Below are 22,995 nucleotides of genomic sequence, written 5' to 3'. Positions count from 1 at the left end.
GTACATCTGTGGACGTTTTTCGATATACTCCAAAATTGAAATTATTCTCATTTAGAACCTATTCATGGATAAGAAAACCCAAGCTGATTTGAGCCGATGGCTAAAGCTGCAAAGTAAACTGGCGAAGCGATGGTTAACGGTTGCTATTGCCGCAGGTATTGCATCCGCCGTTGTACTGATTATTCAAGCGTCATTAATTGCGCAAATTCTACATAGCTTAATCATTACCCATACCGACAAATCAGAACTGATTCCCTATTTTATTGGGTTAGGTGTCACCGTTGTATTACGCAGTGTTCTATCTTGGGGTAGAGAAATTGCCGGTTACCGTGGTGGTGAACAAATACGAATTTATATTCGAGGTTTGATTGTCGATAAAATGAGACGCTTAGGTCCGGCTCATATAAAAGGCAAAACAGCTGGTGCTTGGGGTACAATGCTGATTGAGCAAGTCGAAGAGATGCAAGATTTCTTCTCTAAATACCTTCCTCAAATGGCCCTTGCTACTCTAGTGCCTTTGATGATTCTTATTGTTGTGTTCCCTTTAAATTGGCTAGCAGGACTTATCTTCCTACTCACCGCACCTCTAATTCCGTTTTTTATGGCTTTGGTGGGCAAACGCGCCGCCGATGCTAACCGCAAAAACTTTAAAGCATTACAACGCTTATCCGGTCACTTTTATGACCGCCTTCAAGCAATGACGACCATTCGTTTATTTGACCGAGCTAAAGACGAAAAAGAGCAATTGCACGCAGCATCCGAAGTATTTCGTGAGCGCACCATGAGCGTACTAAAAATCGCCTTTTTATCGTCAGCCGTTCTTGAATTTTTCACGTCTATTTCGATTGCATTAACCGCGGTTTACTTTGGCTTTACCTTTATTGGCGAACTCAACTTTGGCCATTACGGCACCAGTGTCACCCTCTTTACTGGATTGTTTATTTTAATTCTCGCACCCGAGTTTTATCAGCCGTTGCGTGATCTAGGGACTTTTTATCATGCGAAACAACAAGCCATTGGCGCAGCCGAAAGCATTGTTGAATTTTTAAATATTGAAGAGTCTGAACAAGAACAAAATACTCAAGGCCTCGTTTCTCAAGAAGCGAATAGCCTTTCTCAAAGCACAGAGAAACAATCTCAGGACACAGAGAAGCAGTCTCAGTGCATTATTCAAGCAAGCAATCTGGTCGTGACCAGCACCGAAGGTAAAGTATTAGTTGGCCCGATTAGCTTTGTATTAGATGACATGCAAAAAACGGCGCTTGTTGGCCCAAGTGGCGCAGGTAAAACGTCATTGATTAATGCTTTATTAGGCTTCCTACCCTATCAAGGCAGTTTAAAGATCAATGGCATTGAATTGCGTGACACTGATTTAAATCGTTACCGCGCGATGGTCAGTTGGGTGGGACAAAATCCGTTATTAGTCCACGGCACTATTGCCGATAACCTTAATCTTGCTCAAAGTGATGTTAGTGACGTTGTTCTGCACCAGAAAATCAAACAAGCTCATGCAGACGAATTCATCGACAAGTTAGGTTTACAGCACCAAATTAGCGATCGCTCTGGCGGCCTATCGGTCGGTCAGGCTCAGCGAATTGCACTGGCTCGCGCGCTGCATCAAGATGGTCAATTCTGGTTGCTAGATGAACCAACAGCTAGCCTTGATGCGCGTAGTGAGTCACTGATTAATCAGAGCTTACACACTGCGCTAAACGGTAAAACCGCGTTGATGGTGACGCACCAATTAAACCACCTACAAGAGATGGACCAAATTCTAGTCTTAGAACGTGGTTCACTAACGCAACAAGGTAGCTACCAAGAACTACAACATCAAGGCACATTTAAAGCGATGTTAAATCAACAACAAACCTTGGGAGGCGACATCGATGCGTGAGTTACTGCCTTACCTAAAACTGTATAAAAAACACTGGTTCGGTCTTTCATTAGGCATGATCCTTGGATTTTTGACACTGTTTGCCTCTATCGGATTATTGACACTTTCTGGCTGGTTCCTCTCCGCGGCCGCAGTAGCCGGATTGACCATTGCCCGTGAAACTTTTAACTACATGTTGCCTGGTGGTGGCGTGCGTGGTTTAGCGATGGGACGCACCGCAGGTAGATGGGGCGAAAGAGTCGTTTCTCACAACGCAACCTTTAAACTGCTCACCGATCTGCGCGTCTACTTTTATGAAAAACTGACTCCGTTAATTCCGGGACGAGTTGGCGCGCTTCGCGATGCCGACCTACTCAACCGCTTAGTTGCGGATGTCTCGGCAATGGATCACGTCTATTTAAGGCTGGTTAGCCCTGTGATCCTCAGTATTTTAGGCATCACTTGTCTATCTGGATTTTTAATTTGGTTTGATACCGATATCGGCCTGACGCTAGGCGCAATCTTGATGGCACTGGTACTTATTTGGCCAATCTTATTTTATAAGTTAGGTAAAGGTAACGGCCAAAGATTAACTCAGAACCGCGCTGATTTACGCATTTTTGCCTTAGATTGGATTGAAGGTCATAGTGAGTTATTGCTGTTTGGCGCGGAAAAACGCTACCAGCAAAAAATAGACCAAGCACAAATGGCGCTGATGAAAAATCAGGCGATTAATGCTCATATTACCGGTCTAGCTAATGCACTGCTGTTATTAGCAAACGGCTTTACCTTAATTCTGATTTTATGGTTGTCTGCCGATGGTATCGGTGCATCCGGACCTAGCCCTCTTATCGCACTGGTCGTTTTTGCAACCCTTGCGAGTGTTGAGTTGCTAATGCCTATCGCTGGCGCATTCCAGTACTTAGGTCAAACCTTGGCTTCCGCAAGACGTCTTAATGAAGTGATTGGCGCTGAGCCTGAAGTGCAATTTGCAAGCTATCAGACTGCCAAAGTATCCGAGTTGAACAAGGGATTAGAGATCAACTTTGATAACCTTGCCTTTAGTTATGGCGAGCAACAGACATCGCCACTGGCTGTTGATAATCTTAGCCTGACCATAGGCAAAGGACATAAGGTTGCTATCTTAGGCAAAACCGGCAGCGGTAAATCAACCCTAATTCAACTACTTACTCGATACTGGGATGTACAACAAGGGCAAATCTCCATTGATAATACCCCGTTAAAAGCGTTCTCAGAAAGTGAACTGCGACGTGTTATCTCAGTGGTAAGCCAGCGTGTGGACATTTTAAACGGTACGTTACGTGATAACTTATTAATTGCTAAACCTGACGCAGATGATAATGAACTCACCACTATGCTTGCTAAAGTTGGATTGGATTATTTAGACCAAGATCAAGGCCTTGATCAATGGTTAGGTGATGGTGGTCGTCAATTGTCTGGTGGTGAAAAACGCCGCATTGGTATTGCGCGCGGTCTATTGCACAACGCCCCTATCCTATTATTGGACGAACCAACTGAAGGGCTTGACCGTTCTACTGAGTCACAAATTATGACTTTGTTAGAAACGCACTATCAAGATAAAACTGTCATCTTTGTGACTCACCGCCTAGTTGGACTGAGTAAAATGGATAATGTGGTTATCCTTGAACAAGGCAAACTGGTAGAGCAAGGTACGCACCATGAGTTACTCAAACAGCAAGGTCGCTATTACCAACTGCATCAATCGCTGTAATGTTCATGTAGTTCGAATGAATACTAAAAGCTAAAACAAAAAAGGTCCCATTTTTGGGACCTTTTTAATGTCAATCGTTATAGCCATCGCGCTATAAAAGGAAATGGCACTAGGACTATCAATAACATCAAACGTAAATTTTAATCAGCAAAGCCTTCTAAAACAATTTTTCCTCTCGCTTTACGAGATTCAAGTAAGCGATGAGCTCGCTTTAAGTTCTCGGCATTAATTGCCCCAAAGTGCTCGCCTAAGGTTGTTTTAATTTGGCCGGCATCAATCATCTTGGCAACACTTTCTAATATATGGTGCTGCGCCTGCATATCACTGGTTTCATACATCGAGCGGGTATACATAAACTCCCAATGCAAAGAGATGCTTTTTGCTTTTAAAGCGCGAATATCAAACGACATCGGGTCATCTATCAAACCAAATTTGCCCTGCGCCTTAATCAAATTGAGGATCTCGGGCATGTGCTGTTCGGTATTATTAAGACTGACCACATAATCGATGCAATCTTTCATGCCTAGCTGTTCACTCATCACCTGATTATGATCAATCACCTGATCGGCGCCTAACTGTTTGAGCCAGTCAACTGATTGCGGGCGAGAAGCAGTGGCAATTACTCTAAGGTTGGTGAGCTTTTTCACTAGCTGCACCATAATTGAACCGACCCCTCCTGCCGCGCCAATAATGAGAATGCTTTTGTGCGCGAGCTTATCGACTTGTAATCGGTCAAACAGCAACTCCCATGCAGTAAGCGCCGTTAATGGTAGCGCTGCTGCCTGCGCATCACTGGCGCTCGTTGGCGCAACACTGACAATTCGCTCATCCACCAGCTGAAATTCTGCGTTACTACCAGAGCGATTGAGATCGCCGGCGTACCACACACGATCGCCCACTTTAAACAGCGACACGTCATCACCCACCTCTTCCACTATGCCAACGGCGTCCCAGCCAATGACTTTAAAATCAGCTTTAGGCGCAACGTTTGCACGAATTTTAGTGTCCACAGGATTAACCGATATCGCTTTTACATTGACCAGTAAATCGCGTCCGCTCACAGACGGTTTATCAAGTGTGATATCTTGTAAAGACTTGGCTTGTTCTATTGGTAAATTAGCTTGGTATCCTACCGCTCTCATTCTCGTATCTCCATATTAAAGCATAAGCTATACAACCAGTTTAATTGACACGTTCCATTTGAAAAACTAAGATTCGTTAAAACACTTTTTACTAAAAGTTAAAAATGAAATCGTTACACGATATTAAAGTTTTTCTAGAAACGGCCAAGCTGGGCAGTCTTTCGGCAGCCGCTCGAAGCCTCGACCAGACACCAGCGGCCATTAGCCGCACCATTCAACGACTAGAATTAGAACTTGGTGTACTGCTGTTCATTCGTTCCACACGTAAGCTTAGACTATCTCCTCAAGGAGAGTTATTTCTTCCTCGTTGTCAGCAAGCGATGCAGATTTTTGATCAAGGCATAGAAGAACTGACAGAAAAAAGCCAAGAGCTGTCAGGCAATATTACGGTATCTATGCCGTCCGATACTGGGCGAGGCATTATTATGCCGCTAATTGATGAGTTTTTGACACTGCACCCCAAAGTGATTGTGCACGTTCATCTTTCTGACAGCTATACCGATCTCTATGAACAAAATGTGGATGTCGCACTGCGCATTGGTAAGCCAGAAGATTCGAATATGGTGGCCATCACTCTTTACAAAGACAATTATCGAATCCTTTGCGCCTCCCCTGAATATATAGAAAATAATCCAGTTATTGAGCATCCTGACGATCTCAAACAGCACAACTGCTTATGCTTTACTCTCAATCAAAAATTACACAACCGCTGGCGCTTTATTCACAATGAAACAGAGCAGGAACATACGGTAAAAGTCACTGGCAACCGCAAAACCAGTGACGGTCAAATGGTGCACCAATGGGCGATTGATGGTCATGGAATTGCCTGTAAATCGCGCCTTGATGTGCTAGAAGATATTCGCAAAGGGCGTTTAGTCGCACTAGCGCAAAACTGGCGTGGCGAGCATGCGCCTTTGTATATGATATTAACCAACCGAAGCCAATACAGCAGTTTGGTGAAAGGGTTAAAACTGTTTCTTGAGCAGCGCTTATCTGCTATTCAATAGGTGAACTTATTCAATCGTTAAATCTAGCGCAATAAAAAAGGCTATAGAAATTCATCAATAGCCTTTTTATCAATAGTCTTTATATCAAGATCGAAAAGAGTGATTAGCTATCTGAATGCTCAGCGGCAAAATCATGCATAAACTTAACCAATACCGCCACCCCTTCTTCAGGCATTGCGTTATAAATTGATGCGCGCATACCGCCAACGGCTCTATGCCCTTTTAACGCTACCAGCCCTTTTGCTTCTGCTTGTTCTAGGAACAATGCATCAAGCTCAGGTTTTGCCAACTGAAACGGTACGTTCATCAATGAACGGTTATCAGGGTGAACATTGTTTTTATAAAACGGTGAATCATCAATCGCTTTATATAATGCGCTGGCTTTATTGCGGTTACGCTTTTCAATTTCAGCAACACCACCGATAGACTTCAACCACTTGAACACAAGCCCAGACAAGTACCATGCGTACGTTGGCGGCGTGTTATACATCGAATCTTTTTCATCTAACAGTTTGTAACTCAGTGTACTTGGTAGAAAGTCTTTCGCTAGATCAAGCAAGTCATCACGAACAATCACCAGTGTAATGCCTGCAGGACCGATGTTCTTTTGCGCGCCGGCGTAAATAACGCCAAACTTACTCACATCAATCTTACGCGATAAGATGGTAGATGACATATCTGCCACAATTGGTTTATCGGTAACTGGCAAGTCATTGATTTCGATGCCATCAATGGTTTCATTTGGGCAGTAATGCACATAGGCTGCATCAGCATCGATAGTCCAAGATGAGGCTGGGCTAATCGCAACTTTGCCGTCAACTTCAGTTTTAACAGCAACAGATTGAACGTCACAGTATTTGCTTGCTTCTTCGACTGCACTGTTTGCCCAGTAGCCACCGTTAATGTAACAAGCTTTCTTTGATTGACCGAGTAGGTTCATTGGCACAGCAGAGAATTGCGCTCGTGCTCCGCCCTGACAAAATAGAATTTTATAATTGCTAGGCACTTGAAGCAGCTCGCGTATATCACGCTCAGCATTGGTTGATACTTCAATAAACTCTTTACTGCGGTGGCTGATTTCCATCACCGAGCGCCCCATACCATTCCAGTTAACAAACTCTTGTTGAGCCAGTTCCATCACAGGTTTTGGTAGGCCAGCAGGTCCAGCACTAAAGTTATAAATAGCATCCATTTTGTTTACGTACTCCAAGTAATTCTTTCAATGTTATCAATGACTATACCCCAGCTTAAAACAAGATTTAAGTCTGATTTGGATATAAAAAAGCCACAGTCAGTAAAAAGTGGCTAACTGTGGCTTTAAATTGTCATCGCTATGGGGTTTTAATGCGTTTGCTGCATTAACATAGGCATTAGTAATGATTGTACTGGTACTTCCGTACCATTAGACAGTTTGATTTTTCCGTCATGCAATTTGAGTAACATGCTATAGCCGTCTTTTTCTTGAGTGGCGACATCCATAATCAACAACTCATCTAAGTTTTGCTGAATAAAGGGATAAGCCATCACAAGATCGCTCGATACGAACGCCTTCATATTACCTTGCAGTAGATTCAATAACTGCAATACATCTTGTGAAGAGTTCGCTTGGCCTTCAGGTAGATCGATATTCCAGTTAGTCTCAAAACGACCTTCATCAATATCAACACCAAACTTATTCAAGGATAAAGAGAAGCCTTTTTGCAAAAGTGAATCAACCTTAGGCAGTGCTTTTTCTGTATCTTGTTGCGTCCATACCGGACTCTCTTGATACATTTGCGTCAATTCTAAGAAAGAAGACTTATCAAAGCCACTGGCAGTAAAGCTTAAATTTAAGTTAGCAGCTTCACCGTCATGATTTTTAAACTCTTTAACTGCTAGCTGATAATCGCCTTGCAGGGTTTGCGCTTGCTCGTCTTGACTGGTTTTAAATTGATAGTTAAAACCATTTGCTTCCAGTACGTTAACGCCTTCGTAGTCATTCACCACAAAGCTGTCTAGAGAAACCGTTTGTTCACCCATCCACATATCTTGCTCAAGTTTGCCATCACCATTACTGGTTAATCCGGCAAAATGAACCACACTGCCTGATGCGTAATCAAGCTCAAGCGACGGCATGCTCATGGTGTAGTTTAAATGCCCAAGTACAGTGACAGAGCCATCAATCGTTAGTGAACTGAGTAGCGCGGTAACAGGCTCATGTCCTGCTGCTGCAAATTTTTGTGATTGAATATGAGATGAGAACTCAGTATTACCATTAAGCTGAGTTTTGGTGTCTAATTTCAGCTGTGGATTATTAGCATAGTAAGTTTCGCCCGTCAGGCTAAACACACCATGATGAATATCATGGATAAGCTCGTACTGTGTTGGCCAACCATACGTTTTTAGCTGCGCAACGGCTTGTGGATCGGTTACCGTCACCAATACTTTCGCTTCAGAGCTAAAATATCCTCTGTGATATTCTTCTAGCTCAACTTTAACATCTTGATTGCTGAAGTTCTTCACACCATCAGTAATGATAGTTTGCCCTATTTGACCGACCGCAAGTGGCCAAATCCCGATAAGAGCGACGGCGCCGCCAACAGCGGCAACAAGCTTTAATTGTCTCATATTCTTATGATTTCTATGTCTGACGTTGAATTACGTTTATACAGAACAAATTGCGATAAATCAGCATTTTCTGTGTTTTTTGCAGTTTACTGACAGTAACTTTAACTGGATCTCATTCGATTTGCTGAAAACTTGCTACAGTGCAATAAAAATGTGGGTTAATGATGACTCAATATTGCCTTCTTTGTATCGAAGATGATCCAGACTCAACCGCAACGCTCAAACAGGCCCTAAAACCATTTGAGCGTAAGTTTACGCTGTTGTTCGCGCAAAATATTAATGAGGCGTATGCGCTTTTACAGCGTATTCGTCAAAACAGTGAACAGCTGGCCTTAATCATTGCCTCGCAATCAATTAACAACAGTGCCTCTCAGATACTTGTTGATTTAGAACCACACTATCCAAGCTGTCGCAAAATACTCACCTGCGATGTTAATCAGCTCGATAGCATTATTACTGCGGTCAATGAAGGTCGCTTAGATCATTGTTTTACTCACCCTCTACAACATGACAATACCTACCAAGTTGTCAAAAAAGAACTGACCGAATTTATCATTAATCAGCCTCATGTCGATTGGCTCCCTTATGGTTCTATCTTAGACAGTCAAAAAATCATTAGAGCACACGTTGATCGACGTATTCACGCTTATCGCAGTGATTTCATTCGAGATTACCACTCAATGAGTGACGATGAATTATCTGAAAAAGTGTGTACCGCTCTAGAAGCTTTTTTTGCCAAAAATGACGAAACTCGCGCAATCAGGCGCTATTCGTCGTCTCATCTACTGACTCAAGAAGGTACCTCCAATCAATACCTTTGGTTTATTACCCAAGGTGAAGTGGCTCTTTATAAACAAGATGAATACGGCAAACGTCGTGAAGTGGTCAAACATGGAAAAGGCGGCATTATTGGCGGAATGTCATTTGTCACCGGAGAAAAATCATTTTCTACCGGCATTACATTAAGCCCGACTCGTGTCATTAAACTCAGTAAAACAACGTTTACCGAAGTGATGCATTCTAACAGCGCCCTATTGCCACTGTTTACTAACCTACTGTTACGTCACTTTAACCGCAGACTTCAGCGCAGTATTCATACCAAGCTGCAACTGCAACACACCTTTGAATCCCTAGAAGCGGCTCAAGCGCAATTAATCGAAAACGAAAAAATGGTGGTGCTTGGACAACTTGTGGCCGGTGTGGCTCATGAGCTAAACAATCCAGTTGCCGCCATTTTACGCAGCTCTGATACGCTGATCGACGAAATTAGCCGTGATACCGAGCAATTTAGCGCCCTAAGCAAAAGTTTGGGCGCGCAAGTACTGCAACGAGCGTTACTGTCTAATCCAATCTCGACCTCATCATTAAGACAGCAAGCCAAAGCCATTGAAGACAAACTGGAAAGCCGTCAGCAGGCCAAACTTGTGGTGCAAATGGGGCTTACCGAGCATATTGAGACTCTTTTTGAACACAAAAATGCCAATGGTAGTCAGGCAATGAATACGCTATTGCACGAGTTAGAGCATTTTCATACCGCTGGCACAACCTTGAGATCAATTAATGTCTGCTCACAACGCATTGCCGACATGGTTAAAAGCCTAAAAAGTTATGCCCGCTCCGATCAAGAATCAAACCATAGCATCGATATTCATGAAGGCATTGAAGATACCCTAGTGATCTTTGAAAACCGACTAAAACACATTGATGTAGTGCGAGACTATCAGTTAACACACAGCGCATTGTGTCGCCCCATCGCTCTGCAACAAGTTTGGACAAACTTATTATCTAACGCCCTTGATACTATTGCCGCTAAGCAAAAGATGTCCACGTCAGCATCAAGCTCTACTGCATCAGGTTCAACAACATCAGGCCGAACCATGTCCCCAGAGGGAAAACTGATTATTCACACCAGACTCATCAGAGATGGTCAATTTATTGAAGTGGTGTTTGAAGATAACGGTGAAGGCATTGACCCTAAACAGATAGAGCAAATTTTCGAGCTCAACTTTACCACCAAAAAAAAAGGTGACTTTGGTTTAGGCATTGGCTTATCGGTGTGTAAGCAAATCGTCCACCAGCACCAAGGAAGCATTAGCGTTAAATCTGAATTAGGCAAAGGCACACAGATGATCGTTCATCTCCCCTTTGCCTCTAACAACTACCAATAAGGAGGCAATCCATGGATAAATTGCTTATTTTATGTGTCGATGATGAAAGAGATGTACTGGATAGCGTCGTTCGCGATTTAAAGGACTTTAGTGAATTTTGCGATATTGAAGCCGCGGAATCCGTGGCTGAGGCTCGCCAAGTCATTGCCGATTATCAATCCGAGCAAGTGCCGTTAGCCTTAATTTTATGCGATCACATTATGCCCAAAGAAACCGGCGTCGATTTTCTTATTGAACTGCACGAACAAAAACAAACCAAGAGCTGTAAAAAATTGCTGTTGACGGGACAGGCAGACCTTAATGACACCGTGAATGCGATTAATAATCACAGTTTAGACTTCTACATTGCAAAGCCATGGAATAAAGAGCAACTCATCAAAGTCGTCACCGATCACCTCACTCGCTATGTTTTAGAGTCAACAACTGAACCCATGAAATGGGCTAAATATCTCAATACAGCAAAAATATTGCAAGAGATGTCAAAAAGACGCATCGAATTTGGTGATTAAACGCACTAATTTGCCAGTTTTACAAAGTTTGACAGAAAATTAGCCAATATAAGCCTCTGTTTTAGTGGAGGTAGTTCCATTGTTCTATTAATATGACTGGATGATAAAGGCACATCATTATTATAGGCATGATGCAGGGAGCACTCCCCTAAGCCAAGGACACACAATTACACCAAGTAGGTTATCAATAATTATGCGTAAACTAGCCTGTGCTGCACTAGCTGTAGCTGCGACTTTTTCTGGCACTGCGTTTGCTAACAGCCAAAGCCCAGCAACCATGAGCAACTTTAACTACGATTATTTCGATGCTCGTATCGGTATGGCGCCACTCACTTTTGGTGCTGGCTTTAGTAAATCTGTCCACCCAAATGCTCACTTTGTAACGACCATTGATTCAGAATTTGAGAGCGACTATAACCTGCGCACAGGTTTTGGTTTTCATGCTCCTGCAACCAACTGGGCTGACATTACAGGTGAAATGTTACTGCGCGTTGTCGACAACCATAAATACGATAATAAGCTAGGTATGGAAGTTAACCTTGGCTGGCGTCAATGGTTAGGTCCACAATTTGAGCTAGGTGGCAACGTAGGTTATGTGACCATCGACTCTAATGATGATTGGATTGGTAGCGTTTACGGTCGTTTCCACGCAACCGAGCTATTCTCTATTGGTCTAGAAGGTAAACTTAATGACTTCTATGGTGACCAACTGATGCTCACCACCCGCTTTGTTTTCTAACAAAAGCACCCTTTAATAAAAAATGGCGACCTTGTTGGTCGCCATTTTTTATCTGAATTTGACTAAATTTTAAAGGATTTAAATTGGTTGGTTAACGGGTCATATTGATAACCAACATCACTGAGCTTATCGACTAGCCCATTGATATCAATTTCATACATACTAGAGAGTTCTTCAATACTGCTGCACTCTAGGCGAAGCTTCTCATTAACGATGCCTAGTAAAATATTGCTATCCCAGCGTTTAACGTTAGTTAGATCCATATATCACCTCTTTGCTTAGCCGCTACCCCAAAACACCTAATATAAGATTAGTTGAGCATGACTAATTTAGCAGTGATCAACAGCAAAAATCCTTCAAAATAGTGGTAACAACAAGCCGCTTCCAACAAGCCCAAACAGCAAGGCTAAACTAATTTGAGTTAAGTTGACCTTTGAAGAACGAAATAGATGCCAACTCCATAAAATAATCGCCATCAATAACACTGGAAATGCTTTAGTTATGATCTCAATTACCGCGCTACTGTCATCAGCCCATACCCAGTGAGCTTGAATCAGCACCGATAACACTAGGAGCATCAGTGACAGTATGCCGGCAACCGGTAATAGCGTATGGAAAGCTTGCAGGCGTGTTCTTGCTCTAATCATTAATAGATGCGCTAGAGCTGCGCCTAAGAAAATAAGCGTTGCCAATGACGCAAGCACCAAACCGAATATTGATACAAGCTTGTTGTCTAAAATCGGGCTTATCATTGCGTACAGCCAAAACAAAGTGGCCGAAAATAATGCCAGTCCCAACAGTAATACCGGCCCACTGTCGCGAGTTTTACCCTTTTTAGTTTGGCTTTTTGTTTGCATTGAAAAGTAAATCAGCAGGCTTGCTGGCACTACAAAAGCGGGCATTGCACCGGCACAGACAAAAAATAAACAGGTAATAATCGGCAGCTGTTTATGCAGACGACCACGCTGTCCTGGGCAAATATCCCCCTTTAACAGCGCGATCATTAATATCGCTAACGCACCTATCGTCATAGGTAATAAAATCTGGACAGAAAGTTGGGCGTACAAATGCATAACGTCAATCATCAATATTAAAAGTAAAGAGGCGTTAGTTTAACGGCACACTAGTCGATTACAATCCTGTTCCGACATTAAAATAAAAAGCGTTATCTTGTTCACTAAAGGCAATATCCGCTCCCATGTGGATCCCGTACCGACGAGCGATTAAATATCGAAACCCTGTGCCGTACGCCCATTTCATATCATCAAACATCGCTTCCGCGCCTTCATTTGATCTTCCCGTGCCGCTATTGCCACCAACACCACCAAATAAAGACACGCTCCAGCGAGGCGTAAATTGCCACATAACCTGACTTTGATAAGCACTGGTATAGTTACCTTGATAACGATTAACCGGAATACCGCGCAAGTTAATATCAGGGTACGCCAATGGTGGAAGCTTGCTTTCATCAGTGGTTAACGAGTTATATTCAACCGCAAAGGCCAGTGTCCAGTTCGTGGCAATGGGTACATACGCCGAGCTTGACACAAACAGAGTCTCATAATCGTTGTCACTGCCAATCCCATTTCGATACCATAAATATTCTGCGTTAAAGTCCCAACCTTGCGTGGGATAAAAGAAGTTATTTTTCGCATCATATTCAAGGTTTACCCCTAAACCGGAACTGATTGTTTTGGCTAAAGTAAAGCCACTACTCTCATTATCAAAAATGCCATTAGTGGTTATTTCGCTATTAGAGTAAAACTGTTGCACCCCAATATAAAGTGGGCTGTCAGCCACTCGAAACTGCAACTTTTGCATTCCGCCAAGACCCTTGGTTTCAATTTCAACGCCCTTGTCTTTCAGTAAATCTGACGAGAACGGGTAAAACTGCATAATGGCACTGCCAAAACCGACCCCGCCAAAATAACGAATCGCGTCTTCATTCCACACCCTTCTATGACCAATCAGAGCAAACCAAGTCCCATTTTCGGTTGCAGCCCCGCCGACAACCGTCACCGCAGGAGGAATTAACCTCGCCCCGCCATCCACTGACTGCAAAGCCACTTTTCGGCGCTGCTCTTTTTGCTCGTCACTTTCATGTAAGAACATGCCCACGATACCAGCGCCATAACCGACCGCAGGTTCCGTGATAATAATCGGCATCGGCAGGAAGCCATAAGCATTTTCTGCAAGGTATTCCCCTGCATCAAATTTGCCATCTAGGGGGTCGGTAAACCCCACCCCAACGGCAACTTCAGAAAAAGAGCCGCTCAGCCCCAGTAAAAGAGTCAACCAAGATCTTGAGCTCGTCATATTCAATAACTCTTATATATATGAAATTAAAGGAGTATTTAATGAGTATAGATAAAAACAAGGCTTGTGCTAGCTAACATTTGCACGAATCGTTATAATGCACCGCTTGCTCAAAAGAGGTTAAAAAATGCACAACAACATCACCCCAATTCACCAATATAAAAAATATTGGGCAGAGTGCTTTGGCACCGCGCCATTCTTGCCAACCAGTCGCAAAGAAATGGACGCTTTAGGGTGGGATAGTTGTGACATTATCATCATCACCGGTGATGCCTATGTGGATCATCCAAGCTTTGGTATGGCCATTATTGGTCGTCTTTTGGAGTCTCAGGGGTTTCGTGTCGGCATTATTGCTCAGCCAAATTGGAGCAATAAAGATGAGTTTATGGCGCTAGGTCAACCCAATCTATTTTTTGGGATCACCGCCGGTAACATGGACTCCATGATCAACCGTTATACGTCCGACAGAAAACTGCGTCATGATGATGCTTACACCCCAAATAATGAAGGCGGTAAACGTCCTGATCGCGCTACCTTGGTCTATTCACAGCGCTGTCGCGAAGCTTATAAAGACACGCCGATTATATTAGGTGGTATTGAAGCCAGCCTGCGCCGTATCGCCCATTATGATTACTGGTCAGATAAAGTGCGTCGTTCAGTACTGTTTGATGCCAAAGCCGATTTACTGTTGTTTGGTAACGCTGAACGCGCCCTAATAGAAGTGGCTCATCGCCTAGCCAATGGCGAGCATATCAGCGAATTAAACTATATTCGTGGCACAGCGATTAATTTAGCTGAGCCACCAGCGCACTATAAAGTGATCGACTCTTCACGAATCGAAAAACCGGGCAAAGCATTTGTACCGACCAACCCTTATGAAGTTGATGACAAATGTACCGATACCGACGCACTGCAAGAAAAAGCCAAAGCTGAACCCATTACAGTGCGCCCAACCCGTCACGACGCTGAAACCACCGTTGTTCGTATCCCTGCATTTGAAAAACTGCACAACGATCGTATTTTGTATGCCCATGCTAGCCGCATAATGCATCTAGAAACTAACCCTCACTCAGGGCGCGCGCTGATTCAACGTCACGGTAATCGTGAACTTTGGGTCAATAGACCCCCTATTCCTCTGACCACTGAAGAAATGGATTTTGTCTTTGGCCTGCCTTTTGCTCGGGTGCCTCACCCTATGTATGGCAAAGCAAAAATTCCTGCCTATGACATGATCAAAACCTCGGTGAATATCATGCGTGGCTGTTTTGGTGGCTGTTCATTCTGCTCAATTACAGAGCATGAAGGACGCATCATTCAAAACCGTTCACAAGAGTCGATACTCAATGAGTTAGAAGAGATTCGCGACAAAGTACCCGGCTTTACCGGCACAATTTCAGATTTGGGCGGACCAACGGCAAACATGTATCGCCTTGGTTGCAGTATTCCTAAAGCCGAAGCAACTTGTCGTCGCCCTTCTTGTGTGTTCCCGGGTATTTGTAACAAGCTCAACACCGATCATAAACACACTATCGATCTTTATCGCGCAGCGCGTAAAGTGCCGGGCGTGAATAAAATATTGATTGCATCTGGTGTTCGTTACGACTTAGCCATTGAATCACCTGAATATGTCAGAGAATTGGTCACGCACCATGTTGGCGGCTATTTAAAAATTGCCCCAGAACATACCGAAAAAGGCCCTCTGGATAAAATGATGAAGCCGGGCATGGGTTCCTATGACCGCTTTAAGCAGATGTTTGAGCAATACAGTCAAGAAGCGGGTAAAAAGCAGTACCTTATCCCCTACTTCATCTCAGCCCATCCCGGCACAGAAGATGATGACATGGTGAATTTGGCATTGTGGTTAAAATCCAACAGCTATGAGTGTGATCAGGTACAGAACTTCTATCCATCGCCGATGTGTAATGCCACCGCGATGTATTACTCAGAAACCAACCCGCTAAAACGTGTTAAATACAAAAAGCGTGAAGATGTACCGGTTGCTAAAGGCGAACGCCAGCGTCGACTACATAAAGCCTTATTGCGTTATCACGATCCAGCCAACTGGCCTTTGATCCGTGAAGCTTTAATCAGCCTAGGTAAAAAGCACCTTATTGGTGATAAACCAAATTGCTTAGTGCCAGAGGAAGATCTCGATACGCAGACCCCAGCCCAACGCCGTAAATCAGGTCGTCACGGTGCGCATCGTTTTGCAACAAAACATACCGATAGCCAACCCGATATTCGCAAACCAAATACCAATAAACCGAATGGCAACAAGCCTAATGCAAAAGGCAAGCCTAGACCGGGCGCAAAACCGGGACAGCGCAATCAAGGTCAAGGGCAAGGTCAGGGAACGGGTTCTCAAGGTAATCCCTCTCAAAGAAACGGCTCGCAGGGTAAACCCGGCCAACATAAGCCCGGATCTTCTGCCAATAATGGTGGTAGCAGCCACGGACAAAAAAATCGCCCACATGCCGCGAAACCAAAAGCGGGTAAAAAACCGGCTAGACAGAGATAAGTTATCTTTGTAAATAAAAACAAGGCTATAACGGCAAGGCATTGCGCCTTGCTGTTTGCTATACCAATCACAGTAAGTAAATGGTCAGAAATAGCGGATTCAACTCGATAGCCTCGTACGACTTGTAGAAAGTAGATGAGGCTCATTTCAAGCTGCTCACCCAAGAGCAATTTACTAATAGAAGACAATTACACGGTTGGGCTTATTCAATACCCAGATTAAGTGCCGGCTGGGTGGCACTTATCCTTATTTGTTAAGTTCGTTTTTCAATTAGCCAACTAATTAAACCTGCATTTATAACTAAATCTGCGACTCTAGAAATATCCCATACTGTGACGCGAGGATCATCAATGACCAGTTCTTTAGTTCCATCAAAGGTATGATAAACAAAATACATTTCATCGTATTGTTTATACTCCTTATAGATCTCATAATATTCATTAAACTGATTTGAATTTGTGGTTGACTTAACTTGTACAAATGCTCGTTTTTGAGAAACCGGAGAGAATACATCTAAATCTATATCTTTTTCAGTTTTACCTAGTACGGATATACGCTGCCACCCTGATTGAGAAAAGATTAAATCTATTAATAACTCAAAGTCGCTCCACCAAAGCCCTTTAATTAAATCTTCGACATTACTTTTCAGTAACAATAAAGATTTCTTAGCCGCTTCAACTTCGGGTTGTGGTTCTCCGTTAATCTTACGAATAAGGTAATCCTCTAGCTCTACACTACAGATTGTCCCCCTGTAACCTTGAACTTTTGTAACACGACCATCAATGTTTTCTATGGTCAGAGGATTGTCTTGCTTATCATGTGAACTCCAAGCCCCAATAACTTCTCTAATTCGGCTACCATCGTCAAGTTCGGTTACTTCCTTTTTTGCATGGCACCAGTACAGTTTTCTTTGATAAAAAGTAATCCAAAGGTCAGTTTCTGAAAGCTCATAGAAATCTCTGATTTGGTTGATATCTCTTGTTGCAGCACCTGAATTGTTTTTTCTTTCGCCTAACCAGAAGTTACGTACTGCATCCCATTCACCATTTAAAGATTCTTTGTGAAACGGACTGCTATAACCAAGCCTAACAACTTGATCGTTTTCAAGACATGACTTTTCCCACTTCCCTGAATCACCAAGTTTTATATACCGAACCTTCATAGGACTCCAAAGAACTTACACCCACTTAAGCGGACAAAAATTGTTGGCCATACTTGTTGAGGAACGAAACAAAGCCAACTATTTTTGTTCCGTTTAAAGTGCTTGTTGAATGAGGTCCTAGGCGGTAGAAAAGCACCTTCATCGTCCATACTTTCAGCACCCTCTAATTTTATGAACAGCGCTGATCAACACTTTAATTCCCTTTATGAACAACACCTTACCAATCTTAAGCTTCAAGGTAAACGACCTACGAAAATTGACGCTTATTCCCGTGCGGTACGTCTGATTATTCATTGTTTTGATCGCTCGCCAGATACTTTAAGTTCGGATTACTTAAAAACTTTCTTTGCTAACCTCATCGAATCTCACTCATGGAGTACTGACAAACTTGACATGGCATGCGTAGGCATCACCAAGCCTACATGCCCCATTTATCGCGATAAGCTTCAGATTTAATTTGTAGAAAAACTAGATTTACTAATCACTTCAACTTTATGAACAGAATTGATTTCTACTTCACTTTGACGTCCATCATCAAATCCATATAGAAATTAGACAAGCGTATTTCCCCTGTGTTACTACATTCACATCACTTACTTTCTCAGGAATTCAGGTATATCTGAATCAGGCAGTATTAATTTAGAACCAATTGCTATATGAAGCTTTATGTAAGCATTTTCTACATTATCGAGATGGCACCCATTAGCCAACCCATAAATATTATTTGATTGTATAATTGACGAAAATAGAGAATGATCTACTAAGGATATATTCTTTCCTACACTTGTAATAATTAACGCTTTTATTTCACGATTAAGGTCATACAGTTCTGATTTCAATCTAGCAACTGCGTGATAAACTTCATAACCTAACTCTTTAAACGTCGAAGTTATAGTTAACGTTTCAAACTGATCACCAGACGCGAGCCACCGTTCCATTTCAGGTTCATAAATATCAACGAAAGAAAAACCACACCCTAAATGTAAGTATGCATCAATGATTGTTTTGTTATTACTATCACTTCCTCTATCTGTAAGTTCTACAAACCACTCATCTAAATTTTGACCATTGTCTTCCGGTAGCGAAGATGTGAACTCACAATATCCATACGGCCAAATACTTATAGCTTCTTTTACTAACGACGCTACTTTCGTATTTGAGGAATAAAAAACTTTTGTAATTTTACCCATATTAGACATTTCATTATCCAGTTTAAAAGTGTTTATCGATGATATCGTATATGTGCAATCACAATCATACAATTGAAGCAATCTTATCTAATCGATCACATAATTCACATTAAAAATGAGATATTCAAAAGCATTTTGTCTTTGATATATAACGCCCAAATCTGGTGCGCCGTAGGCGGAAGAAAAAACTTCATCATCCATACTTTCAGTACCCTCTAATTTTAGAGGCTCATTTCAAGCTACTCACCAAAGAGCAATTTACTAATAGAAGACAACTACACGATTGGGCTTGTTCAACACCCAGATAAAGTGTCGGCTGGGCGACGTATCCTTATTCGTTAGTTGCCCTTGCCCAACTCCAGTGCTAACATTTGTACACACATCAATTTAGGAGTTAATCATGGACACTAGAATTCAATTTCGTGTTGATGACGAAATTAAACGCTTAGCTCAGCAAATGGCTGAGAGCCAAGGACGCACACTTAGCGATGCTTGCCGCGAACTTACTGAGCAAATGGCTGAACAACAACGCAAAGCATTAGCTCACGACGCTTGGTTAACTGAACAAGTAAACCTAGCATTTGAGAAGTTTGACTCAGGAAAAGCTTCATTTGTTGACCATGACTCAGCAAAAGCACGAATGGCTGAAAGAAAAGCAAAGATTCGTAGCCGAGGGCAACAATGATTTTATGGGAAGAAGAATCGCTAAATGATCGTGAAAAGATCTTTGAGTTTCTTTATGACTTCAACCCTGATGCGGCAGACAAAACTGATGAAATCATTGAAGCTAAAGTAGAAAATTTACTTGAGCAACCACTTATGGGTGTTCAACGTGATGGTATTCGAGGACGATTACTGATTATCCCAGAAATCTCAATGATCGTTTCCTACTGTGTTGATGGCTCAACAATTCGTGTAATGCGAGTTCTACACCAGAAGCAAAAATTTCCTACCGACTAATTGTAATCGGTGGGCAAACTACCCCCCAATAAACGGCTAAAATGTGTAGCGAAGCGAAACCGAGCAAACTGTTTTTAGTTCCGCTTAATTGGCTTGTTGAACGAAGCCGCTAGGCGGCAGAAAAGAACCTTCATCATCCATACTTTCAGTACCCTCTAATTTTAGAGGCTCATACTGGAGACAACATGATGAACAGCGCTGAACAACAACACTTTAATCCCCTTTATGAACAACACCTTAGCAATCTTAAACTGCAAGGCAAACGGCCTGCGACAGTTGATGCTTATTCCCGTGCGGTACGTTGGATGAATCATTATGCTGATCGTTTGTCAGTTCGCTTTTCACACAAATCGCACGATTTAATTAAATTGCACATTACGCACGATAAGTTATAATTTCTCTGTAATCCGAAAATTGGAGCTTAACTATGCACACATTAACAGCAAATGATGCCAAACGTAATTTCGGTGAGCTACTTCTAAATGCTCAGCGTGAACCAATTAAAATTAGCAAAAACAACAAAGATGCTGTCGTCGTGATGTCGATTAAAGATTATGAAGAACTTGAAGCAATGAAAGCTGATTACATAAAACACTGCTTTGAATCAGCAAAACAAGACTTAGCTTTGGGCAATGTGGTTGACGGTGAAAACTTCCTCAACACGTTATAAGTAAAATATGCACAAGAGCAAATTTAAACTAAGCAAATTAGCGCAGACTCATTTACGCAAAATCAAAACTTATACAATTACAAATTTTTCAGAAACGCAGTGGAATAGCTACAAAGACACACTTCTTACTGGATTCCAGATGCTAGCTGATCATCCCGCAATCGGAAGAAGCTGCGATGATATATATCAAAACGGTTTTTACTTTCCGATTGGCAAACATACTGCTTACTTCACCAAGGAAGACGATTATATTCTGGTCGTTGCAGTTCTCGGACAATCGCAGTTACCACAAAACCACCTACGTTAATTCTCACACTCTGGCATTTCTAGTTAGGGTGATAATTTCGATTGGTAAACTAACGCCCTAATAACAGACAAATATAATTGGCTAAAATTTGAGAAACGAAAATAGCCAACTGTATCTTGTCCTTGTTAATTAATTTGTTAGCCTAAATTGCGAAAAGTTTTTGTAGCCTTTCATCATCTAGGGTTTCTATATATTTTTTTGCAAATAATACATTCCAATAAAGAACACCAGAACAGTTTGAGAAACCATTCTCTTTGTTTTCTATTTTCGAAATGAGCTTATCTAAAACCGAAATAACATTTTCTTTACTCAGTCCTGTCCTAAATGATACTATTTCAATTTCTTTTTGGTGGAAGTCTAATTCTTTAATAGGGATTGATATTTCACTTGAGCTTTTTTTTGTGGATGCCACACAAAAAATTTCAGGCTTTCCATTTCTGTATAGATAACGTCCAAATCCACATATCTGTATATCATGTATATCTGCACTATCAAGACCACATTCTTCAGTTAATTCCCTGGTGATTTGCTGTTTTGAAAACTCTTGGAACGTTTGTTTTCCTATAGATTTTTTAGTGAGATAATCAAAAGAACCAGAACCTGAGGGTGCTAATTTTCCAGAGTTCTCAGATGTTCTATTTCCTTGTTTAAGTAACACAATAGAAGAGTCTGAGGTAAATAAAATAACACTACCTCCTAGTTGATTTGATAGCTTTGACTCTCTCAAACTATAGAAATACCCTTCTTGGGTTAATACTTCACGAGGTCTTAAATCAAAAATAATACGTCCATCTTTCATTACTATGTAATTAGCAAGGCTATTTGAAAGTCTATCTCTAAAATAGGATGTTTTCTGAAGATTGACTTCTAGATTAGAGGTAATGAATTGATTATCGATATCGCTATTAAGCCTGACTTTCAAATCGTCTGTTGTATCAATTTTTGCTTCAGGCATATTTAGAATAAAAAAAGGAAGCATTTCATTAACTAAAGGATGCAGTTCAAAGATTTCATTATTAAGCTTTATTGGATTAGAACCCGACTCTAAGTTTCTATTGACCAAATCATCATAAACAATAGAGTGGTCATCAAAAGTGCTTATTTTTTTATATATGTCAATTTCTTTTGGTAACTGATTAATATTATCTTGCTTTTCAAATACTATGTCTGTGCGCAAAAGTTTCCATCCTTTAACAAGCGAAAAGATGATAACTAGTATTGCTATAGACTCTGTCAAATATCCATAATTTTGAATGCTAGTCAACTGTTCTCTTAGTTCGTTACCAGATATAGAAAAGAGTGAGAACACGATATAAGCAGAAAAAAGAGATAATAAGAACTGAAGGTAGTGATATTTAAGCCACACAATGCGGTGACTTATACCTTTGAGAGTTCTCCAGATTGAAATTAATAGTAAAAATATATTCTTCAATTGATTTATGTCCCTATGATTGATGGAGGCTAACGCCCGCTTAAACTGTGAGTGACGTGTGCCAAAATTGAGCAAGGCGAAAATAGCGCACATTCACGAATCAGATTTAAAGCGTTTGTTGAACTAAGCCGTAGGCGGCAGAAAAGAACCTTCATCATCCATACTTTCAGTACCCTCTAATTTTAGAGGCTTATACTGGAGACAACATGATGAACAGCGCTGAACAACACAATTTTAATTCCCTTTATGAACAACACCTTACCAATCTTAAACTGCAAGGTAAACGGCCTGCGACAATTGATGCTTATTCCCGTGCGGTACGTCGGATTACTCACTATTTTGATCGCTCGCCAGATACTTTAAGACAGATGACTTAAAAGCTTTCTTTGCTAACCTCATCGAATCTCACTCATGGAGTACTGTCAAACTTGATATGGCATGCGTTGGGCTCACCAAGCCTACATGACCCATTTATCACGATAAACTTCAGGTTTGATCATGCGAGAACACACTAAGGGAGAGTAAACACTCTTAAAGTCACAAGATAATTAGAGTTCATCAGGGTCAATCATTGCGGATTCAACTCGATAGCCTCGTACGACTTGTAGAAAGTCGATGAGGTTCATTTCAAGCTACTCACCA

The 22,995-nt window shown here is 41.8% G+C and carries 20 protein-coding genes and 3 pseudogenes; 14 read left to right on the top strand and 9 right to left on the bottom strand.

All coding sequences use genetic code 11. The features are described 5' to 3' along the window. Positions 1-64 precede the first annotated feature (64 nt). Together cydD and cydC are read left to right on the top strand one after the other, a co-directional pair. Positions 65-1,894, top strand: coding sequence for a heme ABC transporter permease/ATP-binding protein CydD (gene cydD, locus A9260_RS01290; RefSeq protein ID WP_068695402.1), 1,830 nt, complete (start codon positions 65-67; stop codon positions 1,892-1,894). After that, positions 1,887-3,626: a heme ABC transporter ATP-binding protein/permease CydC gene (gene cydC, locus A9260_RS01285; protein WP_068695400.1), complete on the top strand. Its 1,740-nt coding sequence runs from the start codon at positions 1,887-1,889 to the stop codon at positions 3,624-3,626. The genes cydD and cydC overlap by 8 nt, the downstream gene beginning before the upstream one ends. A gap of 140 nt (positions 3,627-3,766) precedes the next feature. Here the strand turns inward: cydC and A9260_RS01280 are convergent, their stop codons facing one another. Beyond that, complete coding sequence (locus A9260_RS01280; RefSeq protein ID WP_068695398.1) at positions 3,767-4,768, bottom strand: zinc-binding alcohol dehydrogenase family protein; 1,002 nt, start codon at positions 4,766-4,768, stop codon at positions 3,767-3,769. Positions 4,769-4,872: 104 nt separating this feature from the next. Here A9260_RS01280 and A9260_RS01275 point away from each other — a divergent pair, with 104 nt between their 5' ends. Further along, on the top strand, positions 4,873-5,775 hold the full coding sequence (locus A9260_RS01275) for a LysR family transcriptional regulator (RefSeq protein WP_068695396.1): 903 nt from the start codon (positions 4,873-4,875) through the stop codon (positions 5,773-5,775). Between the two features lie 103 nt (positions 5,776-5,878). On the opposite strand, the gene serC is transcribed toward A9260_RS01275, so the two are convergent. Beyond that, on the bottom strand, positions 5,879-6,967 hold the full coding sequence (gene serC / locus A9260_RS01270) for a 3-phosphoserine/phosphohydroxythreonine transaminase (RefSeq protein ID WP_068695394.1): 1,089 nt from the start codon (positions 6,965-6,967) through the stop codon (positions 5,879-5,881). A 149-nt stretch (positions 6,968-7,116) separates the two neighbouring features. After that, entirely contained in the window at positions 7,117-8,382 is a 1,266-nt protein-coding gene (locus A9260_RS01265) for a DUF945 family protein (protein WP_068695392.1), read from the bottom strand. 164 nt (positions 8,383-8,546) lie between these two features. Between A9260_RS01265 and A9260_RS01260 the strand changes: the two genes are divergently transcribed. From A9260_RS01260 to A9260_RS01250, 3 genes are all read left to right on the top strand, one after another. Beyond that, positions 8,547-10,550, top strand: coding sequence for an ATP-binding protein (locus tag A9260_RS01260; protein WP_068695492.1), 2,004 nt, complete (start codon positions 8,547-8,549; stop codon positions 10,548-10,550). A gap of 11 nt (positions 10,551-10,561) precedes the next feature. Next, positions 10,562-11,059 carry a response regulator gene (locus tag A9260_RS01255; RefSeq protein WP_068695390.1) on the top strand — a complete coding sequence of 166 codons (498 nt, stop codon included), beginning with the start codon at positions 10,562-10,564 and terminating at the stop codon, positions 11,057-11,059. Positions 11,060-11,252: 193 nt separating this feature from the next. Next, positions 11,253-11,798, top strand: coding sequence for a hypothetical protein (locus A9260_RS01250; RefSeq protein ID WP_068695389.1), 546 nt, complete (start codon positions 11,253-11,255; stop codon positions 11,796-11,798). Between the two features lie 62 nt (positions 11,799-11,860). On the opposite strand, the gene A9260_RS01245 is transcribed toward A9260_RS01250, so the two are convergent. The 3 genes from A9260_RS01245 to A9260_RS01235 all read right to left on the bottom strand — a co-directional run bounded on the left by A9260_RS01245 (position 11,861) and on the right by A9260_RS01235 (position 14,114). Next, positions 11,861-12,061, bottom strand: coding sequence for a DUF4250 domain-containing protein (locus A9260_RS01245; RefSeq protein WP_068695386.1), 201 nt, complete (start codon positions 12,059-12,061; stop codon positions 11,861-11,863). Positions 12,062-12,154: 93 nt separating this feature from the next. Next, positions 12,155-12,871 (bottom strand): hypothetical protein, encoded by a 717-nt coding sequence (locus A9260_RS01240; protein WP_068695384.1) that lies wholly within the window; start codon positions 12,869-12,871, stop codon positions 12,155-12,157. A gap of 58 nt (positions 12,872-12,929) precedes the next feature. Beyond that, positions 12,930-14,114, bottom strand: coding sequence for a BamA/TamA family outer membrane protein (locus tag A9260_RS01235; RefSeq protein WP_068695381.1), 1,185 nt, complete (start codon positions 14,112-14,114; stop codon positions 12,930-12,932). Between the two features lie 127 nt (positions 14,115-14,241). On the opposite strand from A9260_RS01235, the gene A9260_RS01230 reads away from it, so the two are divergent. Further along, positions 14,242-16,632 (top strand): YgiQ family radical SAM protein, encoded by a 2,391-nt coding sequence (locus A9260_RS01230; protein WP_068695379.1) that lies wholly within the window; start codon positions 14,242-14,244, stop codon positions 16,630-16,632. 253 nt (positions 16,633-16,885) lie between these two features. Here A9260_RS01230 and A9260_RS01225 read toward each other — a convergent pair whose 3' ends face one another. Next, positions 16,886-17,794 carry a restriction endonuclease gene (locus A9260_RS01225; RefSeq protein WP_068695377.1) on the bottom strand — a complete coding sequence of 303 codons (909 nt, stop codon included), beginning with the start codon at positions 17,792-17,794 and terminating at the stop codon, positions 16,886-16,888. Positions 17,795-17,965: 171 nt separating this feature from the next. Here A9260_RS01225 and A9260_RS01220 point away from each other — a divergent pair. After that, positions 17,966-18,187: pseudogene (locus A9260_RS01220) on the top strand (phage integrase N-terminal SAM-like domain-containing protein); the annotation flags it as partial. Between the two features lie 200 nt (positions 18,188-18,387). Here A9260_RS01220 and A9260_RS01215 read toward each other — a convergent pair. Next, positions 18,388-18,993, bottom strand: a complete 606-nt coding sequence (locus tag A9260_RS01215) for a hypothetical protein (RefSeq protein ID WP_068695373.1) — start codon at positions 18,991-18,993, stop codon at positions 18,388-18,390. Between the two features lie 391 nt (positions 18,994-19,384). Between A9260_RS01215 and A9260_RS01210 the strand changes: the two genes are divergently transcribed. From A9260_RS01210 to A9260_RS01190, 5 genes and pseudogenes are all read left to right on the top strand, one after another. Beyond that, positions 19,385-19,669: a type II toxin-antitoxin system RelB/DinJ family antitoxin gene (locus A9260_RS01210; RefSeq protein ID WP_068695371.1), complete on the top strand. Its 285-nt coding sequence runs from the start codon at positions 19,385-19,387 to the stop codon at positions 19,667-19,669. After that, on the top strand, positions 19,666-19,944 hold the full coding sequence (locus tag A9260_RS01205; RefSeq protein ID WP_068695369.1) for a type II toxin-antitoxin system RelE/ParE family toxin: 279 nt from the start codon (positions 19,666-19,668) through the stop codon (positions 19,942-19,944). The genes A9260_RS01210 and A9260_RS01205 overlap by 4 nt, the downstream gene beginning before the upstream one ends. A gap of 188 nt (positions 19,945-20,132) precedes the next feature. Next, positions 20,133-20,267, top strand: a pseudogene (locus A9260_RS16995) (integrase); the annotation flags it as partial. Between the two features lie 104 nt (positions 20,268-20,371). Continuing rightward, a complete protein-coding gene (locus tag A9260_RS01195) occupies positions 20,372-20,614 on the top strand; it encodes a type II toxin-antitoxin system Phd/YefM family antitoxin (protein WP_068695365.1) in 243 nt (80 codons plus the stop codon). A 7-nt stretch (positions 20,615-20,621) separates the two neighbouring features. After that, positions 20,622-20,921: a type II toxin-antitoxin system RelE/ParE family toxin gene (locus tag A9260_RS01190; RefSeq protein ID WP_068695363.1), complete on the top strand. Its 300-nt coding sequence runs from the start codon at positions 20,622-20,624 to the stop codon at positions 20,919-20,921. 142 nt (positions 20,922-21,063) lie between these two features. On the opposite strand, the gene A9260_RS01185 is transcribed toward A9260_RS01190, so the two are convergent. Beyond that, positions 21,064-22,185 carry a hypothetical protein gene (locus A9260_RS01185; protein ID WP_156683985.1) on the bottom strand — a complete coding sequence of 374 codons (1,122 nt, stop codon included), beginning with the start codon at positions 22,183-22,185 and terminating at the stop codon, positions 21,064-21,066. A 377-nt stretch (positions 22,186-22,562) separates the two neighbouring features. Here A9260_RS01185 and A9260_RS16525 point away from each other — a divergent pair. After that, a pseudogene (locus A9260_RS16525) lies at positions 22,563-22,786 on the top strand (phage integrase N-terminal SAM-like domain-containing protein); the annotation flags it as partial. Positions 22,787-22,995 lie beyond the last annotated feature (209 nt).

It is taken from the genome of Vibrio sp. UCD-FRSSP16_30 (genome assembly GCF_001676025.1).
Lineage (GTDB): Bacteria > Pseudomonadota > Gammaproteobacteria > Enterobacterales > Vibrionaceae > Vibrio.
Note: the sequence above shows the minus strand (reverse complement) of the source record. Positions and strands in the feature narration are given on the sequence as shown.